At 70.4% G+C, this 13,006-nt stretch carries 10 protein-coding genes, 1 tRNA gene and 1 pseudogene; 6 read left to right on the top strand and 6 right to left on the bottom strand.

Going from position 1 to position 13,006, the window contains the following annotated elements:
* Window positions 1-283: pseudogene (locus ACIRDX_RS15600) on the bottom strand (hypothetical protein); the annotation flags it as partial.
* A 364-nt stretch (window positions 284-647) separates the two neighbouring features.
* On the opposite strand from ACIRDX_RS15600, the gene ACIRDX_RS15595 reads away from it, so the two are divergent.
* The 6 genes from ACIRDX_RS15595 (at window position 648) to ACIRDX_RS15570 (ending at window position 8,395) form a co-directional block, all read left to right on the top strand.
* On the top strand, window positions 648-2,411 hold the full coding sequence (locus ACIRDX_RS15595; RefSeq protein WP_396626360.1) for a sodium:solute symporter: 1,764 nt from the start codon (window positions 648-650) through the stop codon (window positions 2,409-2,411).
* Between the two features lie 121 nt (window positions 2,412-2,532).
* Window positions 2,533-3,687, top strand: a complete 1,155-nt coding sequence (locus tag ACIRDX_RS15590) for a threonine aldolase family protein (protein ID WP_396626359.1) — start codon at window positions 2,533-2,535, stop codon at window positions 3,685-3,687.
* A gap of 171 nt (window positions 3,688-3,858) precedes the next feature.
* Window positions 3,859-5,286 (top strand): hypothetical protein, encoded by a 1,428-nt coding sequence (locus ACIRDX_RS15585; RefSeq protein WP_396626358.1) that lies wholly within the window; start codon window positions 3,859-3,861, stop codon window positions 5,284-5,286.
* A 118-nt stretch (window positions 5,287-5,404) separates the two neighbouring features.
* Complete coding sequence (locus ACIRDX_RS15580) at window positions 5,405-6,013, top strand: HAD family hydrolase (RefSeq protein ID WP_396626357.1); 609 nt, start codon at window positions 5,405-5,407, stop codon at window positions 6,011-6,013.
* Between the two features lie 133 nt (window positions 6,014-6,146).
* Complete coding sequence (locus ACIRDX_RS15575; protein ID WP_396626356.1) at window positions 6,147-7,181, top strand: sugar phosphate isomerase/epimerase family protein; 1,035 nt, start codon at window positions 6,147-6,149, stop codon at window positions 7,179-7,181.
* A gap of 224 nt (window positions 7,182-7,405) precedes the next feature.
* Entirely contained in the window at window positions 7,406-8,395 is a 990-nt protein-coding gene (locus tag ACIRDX_RS15570; protein WP_396626355.1) for a serine hydrolase, read from the top strand.
* 196 nt (window positions 8,396-8,591) lie between these two features.
* Here ACIRDX_RS15570 and ACIRDX_RS15565 read toward each other — a convergent pair.
* The 5 genes from ACIRDX_RS15565 to ACIRDX_RS15545 all read right to left on the bottom strand — a co-directional run.
* A tRNA-Asn gene (locus ACIRDX_RS15565) sits at window positions 8,592-8,666 on the bottom strand.
* Window positions 8,667-8,777: 111 nt separating this feature from the next.
* On the bottom strand, window positions 8,778-9,569 hold the full coding sequence (locus tag ACIRDX_RS15560) for a hypothetical protein (RefSeq protein WP_396626354.1): 792 nt from the start codon (window positions 9,567-9,569) through the stop codon (window positions 8,778-8,780).
* Window positions 9,570-9,576: 7 nt separating this feature from the next.
* Window positions 9,577-10,332, bottom strand: a complete 756-nt coding sequence (locus ACIRDX_RS15555; RefSeq protein ID WP_396626353.1) for a hypothetical protein — start codon at window positions 10,330-10,332, stop codon at window positions 9,577-9,579.
* 17 nt (window positions 10,333-10,349) lie between these two features.
* Complete coding sequence (locus tag ACIRDX_RS15550; protein WP_396626352.1) at window positions 10,350-11,393, bottom strand: chemotaxis response regulator protein-glutamate methylesterase; 1,044 nt, start codon at window positions 11,391-11,393, stop codon at window positions 10,350-10,352.
* Window positions 11,394-11,411: 18 nt separating this feature from the next.
* Window positions 11,412-13,006: CheR family methyltransferase (locus ACIRDX_RS15545; RefSeq protein WP_396626351.1), on the bottom strand; the 1,595-nt coding region annotated here is incomplete at its 5' end.

Genomic DNA, 13,006 nt, shown 5'->3' with positions numbered 1-13,006 from the left:
CCTGCAACACATCGAGCCGCGCCCGCAAGGCGTCGCGGAACGGAATGGTCTCGAGGTACCCGAACGTGACGGCGTTCTGTGCCTCGACCCACGCCTTCGTCTGGGCCGAGTTGTCGTCCTCGAGCCAACGGTACGGGTCGGCGATCTGCACGCCGTGGTACGTGTCGACGTGGGTGACCGTGGCGGTCACCGGGTATCGCCACGCCTGCTGCGCTCTGCCGGCAGTCTGCAGGACGAGGAGGGCGGCGATGACGCCAGCGGCGTAACGGATGCGTGCGGGCATGGACGACTCCAGGGAACACGGGCGAGCGTTGCGATTCGCAGCGCAGGCGAGCGACGAACGTCGCCAGTCTATCGCCAGCGCGACGCTCAAGGACCAACACCAGCCGTGAGAGGGCTTTCACGTCTCTCGAGCAACAGAATCGCCGTCCTCAGACCCCTGGCCCCCCGCTCCCGGGCCATCGTTGCCCTCGGCGGAGGGCGCGTGGTCACCACGCCACGATCGTCGAGGGCGACCAGCGGGAGGAGTCCGAGGGGCGCGCGAACGAGTAGAATGCGCCGATTCTGCACGTCCGGCCGCCACGGCCCGCCAGGCGCACCGCCGGGTGGCGTCAGCGCCTGACGGCGCCCAAGGGGAGATCGCGCCGATGACAGGTCTCGACTGGTTCGTGGTGTTGCTCTACTTCGCCGGACTCGCCGGCATCACCTGGTGGGTGGTGGCGAAGAACCGCGACACCGCGGACGACTTCTTCCTCGCCGGCCGCAGCCTGGGCTGGTTCGTCGTGGGCGCCTCGATCTTTGCGTCAAACATCGGCTCGGAGCACCTGGTCGGCCTCGCCGGGTCGGGTGCGACGAGCGGTGTGGCCCTGGCCCACTACGAGTTGCACGCGTGGTGCCTGCTGGTGCTCGGCTGGGTCCTGGTGCCGTTCTACATGCGATCGGGCGTGTACACGATGCCGGAGTTCCTGGAGCGACGGTTCTCGCCGTCGGCGCGCTGGCTCCTCTCCCTGATCTCGCTGGTGGCGTACGTGCTCACCAAGATCGCCGTCGGCATCTTCGCGGGTGGCGTCGTGTTCGGCACCCTGCTGCCAGGGCTGGAGGTGCAGATCGGGAGCACCGTCCTCAACAGCTTCTGGATCGGCTCGGTGTCGGTCGTCCTGCTGACCGGTCTCTACACGGTGATCGGCGGCATGCGTGCCGTCGCCTACACCGAGGCCGCGCAGACGATCATCCTGCTGTTCGGGTCGTTGCTGCTGACGCTCTTCGGCCTGCAGGCGCTTGGCGGCTGGGCCGAACTGCGGACGGTGCTCGGCCCGGAGATGTTCAACCTGTGGAAGCCGCTGGTGCCCGCTGGCGTCGAAGGGACGTGGGCGCCCGTGCGCGAAGCCGGACGCATGGCCTGGTACTTCAACGGCGACTACCCGTGGCTGGGCATGCTCTTCTGCGCGCCGATCATCGGGCTCTGGTACTGGTGCACCGATCAGTACATCGTGCAGCGGACGCTGGGCGCCCCCAGCGAACGCGAAGCCCGTCGCGGCACCATCTTCGCGGCCTTCCTGAAGCTGATGCCGGTGTTCATCTTCATCGTCCCCGGCATGATCGCACTGGCGCTGGCACGCACCGGCCGGATCGGCGGGCTCGAGAGCATGGTCGGGCCGGACGGCCAGGTCATCCCGCACGCGGCGCAGGCCGCGTTCCCCCTGATGGTGCAGCACGTCCTTCCGTCAGGCATTCGCGGCATCGTCGTCGCCGGCCTGCTCGCGGCACTCATGAGCTCGCTGGCTGGCGCCTTCAACGCCTGCTCGACGCTGTTCACGATGGACTTCTACAAGCAGTTCCGCCCCGATGCCTCGCAGGCGCAACTGGTGTGGGTCGGCCGCGTCGCGACGGGCGTGATGATCCTGATCGCGCTGGTCTGGATCCCGGTGATCCAGGGCGCCCGCGGCCTGTACGAGTACCTGCAGGGCGTGCAGGGGTACCTGGCCCCGCCCATTGCCGCGGTCTTCTTCTTTGGCGTCTTCAACAAGCGCATCAACGCCCGCGGCTGCCTCGCGGCCCTCACGATCGGGTTCGCCCTCGGCATCTTCCGGCTGGCCGTCGACACGCCGGTCAGCCTGGGCATGGACGGCTTTGCCGGCGGCTACGCGCCGGGCTCGTGGCTCTGGATCGTCAACAACATCTACTTCCAGTACTACAGCCTGCTGATCTTCCTGGTGTCGTCGGCCGTGCTGGTCGGCGTGAGCTACGCGACCGACGCGCCCGACCCGGCGCAACTGCGCGACCTCACGTTCGCGACGATGTCGGAGGAGCTCCGCCGCGAGTCGCGCGCCAGCTGGACGGCCATCGACGTCGTCAACTCCGGCATCGTGGTGGCGTTGATTCTCGGGGCGTATCTGTATTTCAACGGGTAGCGGGTAGCGGGTAGCGGGTAGCGGGTACCGGGTACGGGGTACCGGGTACGGGGTACCGGGTACGGTAGGGCCGGCGCTCCGAGCCCGGCCCAGAGTCGCAGCAGGTACGGGGAGTGAAGCGATGCAGCGAGTGACCAGGCGTGGGTTCGTGGAGGCGGTCGGCACGACAGCCGGACTCGCCGCGTTCGCGCCTTCGGCGATCGGCTCGACAGGCGCGCCCGGCAGCCCGGGCCGCACCGTGCACCTCTCCGGCGACGGCATCAACATCACGCCGCGCGAGTACGCCTCCCTGCTGGACGATCTGTGCCAGAAGGCCGACATCGCCCAGGACACGTACCTGCTGGGCGGCCAGGTCGAGCAGTTCGAGCGCCACTGGGCGCAACTGCTCGGCAAGGAAGCCGCGGTGTTCATGCCCTCCGGGACGCTGGCCAATCAGCTGGCCCTGCGCGCCCTCGCCGGCAGCCGGCGCCGCGTCATCGTCCCCGAGATGAGCCATGTCTACAACGACACGGGCGACGCCTGCCAGACGCTGTCGGCGCTGACCTTGCTGCCGCTGGCCCCGGGCAGCGCGACGTTCACGCGCGCCGAGGTGGAGGCCGTGCTCACGCGAACCGCTGGCGGCCGCGTGGCCGCCGACGTCGGGGCCATCCTGATCGAAAGCCCGATTCGACGCCTGTCCGGTCAACTGTTCGACCGCGACGAGATGACGCGCATCGCCGCCCTCGCCCGCGAACGTGGCCTCGGCATGCACCTCGATGGTGCGCGGCTGTTCATCGCCTCGGCATACACGGGCATCAGCCCCGCGGACTACGCGGCGCCGTTCGACACCGTCTATGTCTCGCTCTGGAAGTGCTTCAACTGCGGCATCGGGTCGATCCTGGCCGGACCGAAGCGTGTGCTCGACGGCATGTTCCACGTGCGACGCATGTTCGGTGGCAACCTCGCGGTCGGATGGCCGGCCGCGCTCGTGGCCCGTCACTACATGGACGGCTTCGTCGACCGGTTCACCAACGCCGTGCGAGTGTCCGAGGCGTTCTACGAGCAGTTGGCTCGACACCCCAGGGTGACCATCGCGCGGATTCCCGACGGCACGAACCTGACGCGTCTCACCCTGAACGGGGTGGACCACGCCACCGTATCGAAGGGACTCGCGGCGCACGGGCTGCGGCTTCCTGCGGCCGGCCCCGATGGTGTAGTCACGCTGGCGGTCAACGAGACGTGGAACTTCACCACCGCTGCCGACCTCGTGCGCGCGTTCACGCAGGCGCTCGGCTGATGACGTGCATCGTGGATCGCCGGCCGTCGACATGACTCGGTGAGTTCGACGCGTCCGAGGTCCCGGTCCGCGCTGCCGACCACGCCCGCTGCAGTTTCCGCCCCCGGAGGCCGGTGTGCCCGACGCGATGCACCATGCCACTCGGAAGGCATCGCGGCTACGATGCGGGTGATGCTCCGCTCCCTGAACGAACGCACGCCACTGCCACGCCGAGCGTTCCTCGGAGCGGGCGTGCGACTCGCCTGCTGCGCGGCCGGAGCAGGACGGTTGGCGGCCGCGGGCACGCATCAGACCCAGGCCATTGCGCCTGGCGGCGCAGTCGCAGACAACTCTGGGATCGCGTTCCTCGATTCACTCGCCCGCGCCACGATCGACGCCGCGCGCGTGGCTCCGGGCGCGTCCCGCGATCGCCAGGGCCCCAACACGACGGGCATCTCGCTCATCACGCCGGGTGGACGCTATCCCGCGCTCTGGGTGCGCGACTTCGCGATGTCACTCGACTGCGGGCTGATTCCCGCCGCCGACATCCTCGCGCACCTGCGGCTGATCCTCCGCTGCCAGCACGAACCACAGGAGCGCCGCCTCGCGAGCGGCGGCATCGTGCCGGCGTTCGCGATCCCCGATCACATCACGCTGAGCGGTGGCGCGGTCTTCTTCCCGGGCACCTACTCGTCCGGCGAGGATCAGGGCGCGCCGCCCTGGGGGCCTCTCCCGCCCATCGACGACCATTTCTTCATCGTCCACATCGCACACGCGCTCTGGCGCGCGACTGGCGATACGGCGTTCCTCGCCGAGGAGGTGGGTGGCCGCTCGGTCCTCGAGCGCCTGCGGCTCGCGTTCGCGAGCCCGGCGTCCGATCCGGTCACCGGTGCGTCGATCACGGAGCCCGGCCGGCGAGCCGTCGGCTTCGGCTTCCACGACACGGTGCGCCTCGAGGGCGCGCTCGCGTTCGCGACGCTGCTCCGTCATCGTGCCGCGCAGCAACTCGAGCAGCTGTGCCGGGCCGCCGGGCGCGACGTGGTCGCGCGCGAGTACGCGAACACGGCGCAGACGATCGCCGCGTCCATCGTCCCGGTGTTCGGGGATCCGCGTCGGCAGGACGGCTGGCTGCGCGCGGCGACGCGCGTGGGACGTCAGCCGGATGTGTGGGCGACGCTGTTCGCGTTGCACCTCGGCGTGCTACCCGCACAAGAGGCGCGGCGCGCGCGACGCACCATCGCCGCGGCGGTCCGCGCACCAGGTCACACCATCGAGTACGAGGGCGCCGTCAGGCACGTGCCGTCGGATCGCTTCTTCCGGCCCGACCAGTGCTGGGAAGCCGGGGGCTCCCGCGTGCACACCTACCAGAGCGGCGCGTTCTGGCACACGCCGACAGGCTGGCTGCTCGAGGCGATCCACGAAGAGGATCGCGCGCTGGCACGACAGGTGTGGGCCCGTGCCGTCGCGCACCTGCGACGGCACGACTTCCGCCAGGGCCCCGGGCACGGCGCGCCCTGGGAGTGCTTCGGGCGCGACATGGCCGATGCGCAGAACCCGGTCTACATGACCTCCGTCACGCTGCCGCTGGCCATCGTGCGTCGCCTCACCATTGCGCCGTAGCGACGCCCCACAACGCGACGTCGCGGGGCCGGACGGATCGCGTCGCCCTCGTTGGTGACCAGGGGGATGAAGCCCGGCCAGCACATGCTCGCGAGTCGGCGCTCGGTATGATGCCGAGGTGCCTCCCCGTCCAGACGTGCTGCTGTTCGACCTCGGCGGCGTGCTCATCGACTTCGAGGGGGTGAGCGCACTCAGGGCCCTGCTGCCTCCGGGACCGACCGACGCCGAGATCAAGGCGCGCTGGCTGGCGTGCCCCCACTCGGAGGCCTTTGGCTGCGGTCGCCTCGACACGGAGGCGTTCGTGGCGAGCTTCCTGACGGACTGGGACGTACCGCTCGCGCCCGACGCGTTCGTGGCGGCGTATCGGTCGTGGGCCCGCGGCTGGCTCCCGGGCGCCGAGGCCCTGCTCCGCGAGCTGCATGGCCGGTTCACGTTGGCCGCGCTGAGCAACTGCAACCCGCTCCATTGGGAACGGCTGACCGGCGAGCTCGGCGTACGCGAGGCCTTCGACCACGCCTGGTCGTCTCACGAGCTCGGGCTGCGCAAGCCGGATCCGGCCATCTACCAGGAAGCCCTGCAGCGTCTGGGGTGCCCGCCGGGCGTCGTCCTGTTCTTCGACGATGCGCCCGGAAACGTGGCGGCGGCGCGCGGGTGCGGGATGCAGGCGGAGGTGGTCGACGGTCCGTCTGCGGCGCGGGCCGAGCTCATGGCGCGCGGGCTGATCTGAGCGCGGGGTTGGCGGCCGGCACGCCCCCCGGTATCCTCGGCGGTGCGCTGCCCCGCGAACGGCTGCCCTGTGTGCGGCTGCGGGGGTGGCGCCGACCTTCTTCCGAGCGACTCACGCGGTCCGGAGCAGATCCATGGCACAAAGCCTCTATCACGCCAGCATCGAAGGCGCCCAGCACGGCGCCAAGTCCCTCGAGCAGTTCCTCGACTACGCCAAGGCATCGGGCGCGGCGGGGGCCCAACCCTCCAACTACATGCTGCAGGGCCCCGACGGCGGCTTGCGCAAGGCCAGCGAGATCCGCGACGTGTTCGAGTCGCGCGGCCTCTCGCTCGACGGCATCTCGACGCACTGCCCAGTGTGGGTGCACACCACGGCGTGGACCGGCAGTCCCACGGTGCGCCCGTTCGTGCCTGCCGACGTCGCGAAGCAGTCGCCCGCGCAGATCGAGGCCTGGGCCGAGACGTACCTGCTGCAGTTGTTCGACCTCGCGGCGGAGCTGAAGATCCGCGTGCTCCCGATGTTCTGGGGCGTGGCGTTCGGATGGGAAGCGGCGACCGGCTACCCCTGGGGCTTCTGGCAGGGCGGCGACTACGACCTGATCAAGGAAGGTCAGGAGCGGTTCGTCGCCAAGACCGCGACGCTGCGCAAGGCCGCCAACGAGCGCGGCATCATCCTGTGCCACGAGATTCACCCGGGCACGGCGGCGATGTGCGCCGACGACTTCAACATGCTCGTCGACATCTGCGACGGCGACGCCTGCCTCGGCGTGAACGCCGATCCGTCGCACTGCTGGGAGGGCGAGAGCTGGGAGTCGCGCTTCCTGAAGGTCGGCAAGCGGGTGTACGCCGCGCACATCAAGAACTTCGTCATCCGCCCGGGCCTGCCGCTGCGCATGATGGACGGCGACTGGCAGAAGCGCGCGATGCAGTTCGTGGACCTGCCGTCGGGCGACATCAACATGCAGCGCTACGCCGAACTGCTGAACCACATCGGCTACCCCGCCCGCTACAAGCAGGTGATGGGCCGCGCCTCCGCGCCGCTCGTCGTCGAGGCCGAGAGCGCGCACAAGGACCTCGACTGGACCAGCGCCAACGGCATCGCCTACGTGCGCGACCACCTCACGTGGCCCGCGGCGCAGGGGTCGTTCGAAGACGGGATGGGCAGCTAGGCAAGGGAGAAGGGACGAGGGGACGAGTCACAAGGGCGTCGAGGGACAAGGGACGGGGCAAGGCAGGGACGAGGGACAAGGCCCGCTGCGGAGTGGAGGGGCCTGTTCGTAGCCGTCGGACTTGTCCGACGGTCGTGCCTTCTTGATTCGTGGCAGATGTCACCGCCGCCACGTGCCTTGCGCCTGCCTCACTCCCGCCACGATCGCGGGGGATGATGCGTCGCATGAAGGCCTCGTCCCTCGTCGCCCTCGGCCTTGGCCTCGTCGTCGCAGGCCTCTACGCCGCGCACGTCAACCCTGCGCCGGGGTCGCCGGTGTCCAGCACGCTGGTGATGGTCGCCGGCATCGCGCTGGCGGTGCGGGGCCTGCGTCACCGGCTCTCGCCGTGGACGGCGCGGGCCGTCATCGCCTGCGGCGCCCTCGTCGCCGCGCCCACGGCGTTCCTCGTGCACGGGGCCGCCGTCGCCGCGCCGCTCTTCCCGCAGGCGCAACAAGTGCCCTCGACGGCAAGTGCAGCACCTGCCGCACCGTACGCCCCCGCGGTCGAGCGCGCACGCGCCGCCGTGCGCGCGGCGATTCGCGAGCAGAACCTGCCGGGCGTCTCGGTCGCCGTCGGTGCTGGCGGCACGCTGGTGTGGGCGGAAGGGTTCGGCTGGCGCGACATCGCCACCCAGGCGTCGGTCACGCCGACCACACGGTTCCACATCGGGACGGCGGCCGCCGTGATCCAGCCGGCTGCCGCGTCCCTCGCCCTCGCGCATACCGGTACAGACACAGCCGCTGACTGGAGTCCCGAGCACGTCGGCGAACCCGAAGAGGATGCGCCGCCGCTGGCGCTGCTCCGTCACGTGGTGTGGCAGCCCCTGGGCCTGATGCCGCCCCTCACGCCGCTCGCAGGCGAGCGAGCCACCTTCTACGTGCCGCGCCACGACGACCACGACCCGCGTCGCGGCCGGCGACTCATGTACATGCGCGACCTGGCGTGTTGCCTCGACGGCAAGGCCTACTCATCCACGCCGGCCGACCTCGTGCGCATCGCCGTGGCGACCTCGCCCGCCGACATCGACGGCACGCTCGCCGGCGGCACCGTGATGTCGCTGGTGACGCGCCGCGACCGCGGGCTCGTCGTCGCCGTCACCTCGAACATCGCCTACGCGAACACGCCCGCCCTCGCGCGCCGCATCGCCGACGCGTTTGCGGCCACGCCGCGGTGACGGCACTGGGCCGATGGCGAGGCATGGCGGTGCCGGCGATGATCCGGCCAAGGCGAAGCCGACGGCCGCCTGCACCGACGCTCATTCGCCCAACACAGCACACGTGGATTCGAGCCGCCTTCGCCGGATGGCGACGGGCCGGCTACGGCGAGCCTGAATCCTGCCTGCGGGAGCCTTCCCGGCCGACGGCCGGGAATGGCTCCTCAGGTAGGATTCGAACCTACAACCCTCCGGTTAACAGCCGGATGCTCTGCCATTGAGCTACTGAGGAACTCGGGTGGGGCCTCGCGTCCTGCGAGGGGACTACCTGTCGCGGCCGGAGCCGGTCGCGACGAAGCGACAGTGTACTGCGGCCCGTTGCCGCAGGTCAACGGGCCGCGGGTCAACGGGGCCGGTGGCGCAGCACCACGCCGGCCGACAGCGACCACACCGCTTCCGCGGACGTGAGCCCTCGCGTGGCCGCCACATCCACCTGCACGTCCCTCGCAACACGATAGGCGATGCCCAGTTCGCCGAGGATGGGCGTCCGCCCGTCCACGTGCAGGGGCCGCCATCCGAAGTTCACGTAGGGCGCCCAGCGCCCCACCGACGTGCCGATGTTGAGCCCGTGTCCATGGCGCACTGCTGCCACGTCGCCCTCCTCGTCGTGGATGCGCGTCACGAGGTAGTTGTAGGAGATGCCGATCGGCCCGAACGCGCGGTCCACGTGCACGATGCCCAGCGGGTCGAGGTGCTCCGACGAGACGGCCACCGACCCGGTCGGCACCGAGAGCAGGCCGGTCACCGCCAGCGAGAGTCCCAGCGGCGTCACGGGCAGGAGATAGCGCGCCCCACCGGCGACGTCCGCGCCGTGCCAGTCGCACGCCGCGACACACTCCGCCGCGAGCCCCGCGCTGGTCACCTGGAGTTCGAGATTGCGGGTGGCGCCGATGCGCAGGAGCGGCTGGGGCCCTGCGCTGCCGTACACACCATCACGTCCTCGTACCGTCGACCAGCCCATCTCGATCTGCACCACGCCCGCGCCGACCACGCTGGCCGGCGCGTTGAACCCCGGCCGGTCGGTCGGCATGTCGGCACCGGGCTCGGGCGCCTCGGCGGGTGCCTGCGCCCGGGCGCATGGCGTCCACGCGACAACGGCGAAGAGCAGGATCAGGAAGCGCAGCACGGCACGCATGGCGGGCTCAGTAGAGTGGCCTGAAGTCATGACTGATCGCCATGGCTGCCGCGATGCCCCAACCGGGTTCGGCCGCGTTGAGACCACGGGTCACGGCAAATTTGTACTCGAAGGCCCCACCGGGCCGCAACCCGGTGCCGAACTCGACGTACCACGGGGAGGGGCCGTCGACGGCCGCGGCGCGGCGACCGAACCGGACCAGCGGCATCCAGCGCCCCCCGCGATCCCACACCATCCCCACGCCCTCGCCATGCCGCAGCACCGCCGTCTCGGCGTCGTGCAGGCGCGCCACCTCGGCGTTCAACGTCACCAACAGCGCGTCGCCGAGCGCGCGGTCCACGTGCAGCATGAAGCTGCTCTCGATGACCCGCGGCTGGCTGTGGTCGGTGCGCGTCGGGTAGTAGAACAGCCCCGACACCGCCGTGTTGAACCCGGCCATCTGCTTCGGGATCAGCGCCCGCCAGCCGGCGAACGCCGTCGTCGGCGACCAGGCGCAGCGGCCGAAGCAGGCCGACGTCCAGCCGCCGGAGCCCGCCAGCAGCTCGATGCCGGGTGCGATGCCGAACCGCACGAGCGGCTGCGCGCCGGCGCCCGACCGGCCGTCCTCGGCGTCGAGGGTCATGCCTGCGCCCACCTCGACCATCACCTGCCCGAGGCTGAGCACATCGCCGGGCTCGGCGCCCGGCGTCATCTGGCCCGACGCGGGGGCCGAGAGCCACAACACGATCGCGCACAGCACGATCGGACGAACATCGCGGAACATGGCACCCTCCCCCGTCCTCAGGCCGCCTGCGCGACGGCGCGCAGCATGCCTGGCGCCACGCGCGACAGCGGGAGGATCTCGTCGACCCCGCCGGCCGTGATGGCTTCCTTGGGCATGCCGAAGACCACGCACGAGGCCTCGTCCTGCGCGATCGTGAACGCGCCCGCGTCGTGCATGGCGCGCATGCCACGCGCCCCGTCGTTGCCCATGCCGGTCAGGATCACGCCCACCGCATTGGCCCCGAGGTACCGTGCGCAGCTGTCGAACAGCACGTCCACCGACGGACGATGCCGGTTCACCGGTGGGCTGTCGACCAGCCGCACCGAGTAGATCGCGCCGCTGCGGCGCACTTCCATGTGGATGTTGCCGCGCGCGATGAGCGCGTGGCCGGGCAGGATGCGGTCGCCGTCGGCGGCCTCCTTGACCTTGATCTGGCACAGCGAGTCGAGCCGCTCGGCGAACGAGCGCGTGAACGTCTCGGGCATGTGCTGCACCACGACGATGCCCGGGCTGTCGGCCGGGAGCACCTGCAGCACCTCGCGCAGCGCCTCGGTGCCGCCCGTGGAGGCGCCGATGGCGATCACCTTGTGCGTGCTGTTGATCAGCGCCTGCGTGTTGGGCAGCACCTGCACCGGCACGGCCGTCGTCGTCTCGCGGCGACGCACGCGGGCGCGTGCCGCGTCGTGCACCTTCATCAGGATCTGCTGGCCGAGTTCCTCGACGCCCGTGCGCACGTCGATCTTCGGCTTGGTCACGAAGTCGACGGCGCCGAGCTCGAGGGCGCGCAGGGTGGTGGCGCAGCCCTTCTCGGTGAGCGAGGAGACCATCAGCACCGGCACCGGCCACGCCCGCATCAGCTTCTCGAGGAACGTGAGGCCGTCCATGCGCGGCATCTCGACGTCGAGCGTGATCACGTCGACCGTGGTGTGCTTGAGGCGCTCCACGGCGGCGAGGGGGTCGGCCACGGCGGCCACCACCTCGATGTCGGGATCGCTCTGGAGGATCTGGGTCAGCAACTGGCGGATGAGCGCCGAGTCGTCGACGATGAGCACACGAGTCATGGGGGCGTCTCCGCGGCATCAGAACAGCGTGATGTCGTCGTCCTCCGCCGGCGTCGCCGGGTGGATGAGTGTCTGGCTGTAGCGGTCCTCGTCCTGCGCCAGGCGCTCCACCGAGGGGAGGGCCAGCTCGCGCACGAACGCGCGGCCCGAGTCGGTGGCAAACAGCACCTCGAGGGGACGCGGCCCGCCGAGCAGGCTCCGCTCGAGCGGGATGCCTTCCACCTCGAGGAACTGCGTGATGAAGTTCGCGTTGCGCAACTGCACTTCACGGCTCAGCACGACGTGCTTGATCGCCTCGCTGGCGCCGAACGCCTTGGCGCGCAGGCGGCGGCGATCGGCCCCGCGGTGCATCAACTCGTTGATGAGCACTTCCATCGCGTGCACGCCGTAGCGCGTGCTCTCGCGCGCGTCGTGCTCCTTGTCGTGGCCCTCGGGCAGCAGGAAGTGGTTCATGCCACCGATGCGCGTCTCGGGGTCGTAGAGGCATGCCGCAACGCAGGAGCCGAGGATGGTGCGCACGACCGCCGGCTCACGCGAGGCGAAGACCCCGCCCACGTGGATGATGTGGGTGTGCGGCATGTGCGCCGCCGACTCGATGGCCCCGTGGGCGAGGCGTCGATCCGCGGCGACCTTCGGCTGCTTGACGGGCCGCGGCCCCAGGCGGGACTCGAGCCGGGCCAGCCGCGAAGCCGGTGGCGCGACGTCCGCAGAACGCACGGGCGAGACCAGTGCTGGCCGTGGTGCCACGCCCGGGGCGTCGGCTCCCGCCGCGGCCTGGGTGGCCTCGGCCTGGGCGGCCACCACGGACGGCGGACGAAGGTCGCCGTCGGCGGCGGTCGCGAGCCGGTACACCGTCGGTACGCCGCGCACCTGCGCGAAGGTCCCGGTGAGCCAGCTCAGGGTCTCCGAGTGGCCGATCACGAGGTGCCCGTCCTTCTTGAGCAGCTGGGCGAAGCGCTCGAAGAGCACGGCCTGCGTGTCGCGGTCGAAGTAGATGATGACGTTGCGGCAGAAGATGAGGTCGAACTGGGTGTTGATCGGCCAGCGCGGGTCGGCGAAGTTGATGCGGCGGAAGGTGATCATCCGCCGGAGGCTGTCGTCGATGTCCCACGCGCCCGGGCTCGACGAGGACGGCGAGAAGTAGCGCTCGCGCAGGTGGTCGGGCACGACCTCGATGCGATCGGCGGGATAGGTGCCGGCTGCCGCCGTCTCGAGCACCTTGGTGTCGATGTCGGAGGCCAGGATCCGCACGTCCCACGACTTGAGCCGCGGCCCGAGCGCGTCGGCGACGGCCAGCGCGATGGTGTAGGGTTCCTCGCCCGTCGAGCAGCCGGCGCTCCAGATGCGCAGCCGTCGCGCGCCGATGTTGCGCGCCTGCGCCGTCGGGATGACCTGCTGCTGCAGGAAGCGGAAGTGGTGCGGCTCGCGGTAGAAGTCCGTCTTGTTGGTCGTGACGCAGTTGATCATCTCGACCACTTCAGGCGTACCGGGCTGGGCGAGGCGATCGATGTAGTCGGCGAACGAGTGCAGGTTCAGGGCGCGCAGGCGTCGCTGCAGGCGCGACTCGAGGAGCGTCCGCTTGGCGGGCGCGAGCGCGATACCGGCAATCTCGT

The organism is Luteitalea sp. (genome assembly GCF_044337415.1).
Lineage (GTDB): Bacteria > Acidobacteriota > Vicinamibacteria > Vicinamibacterales > Vicinamibacteraceae > Luteitalea.
The sequence above is the reverse complement of the archived record's forward strand: the minus strand, read 5'-3'. Positions and strand labels throughout refer to the sequence as shown.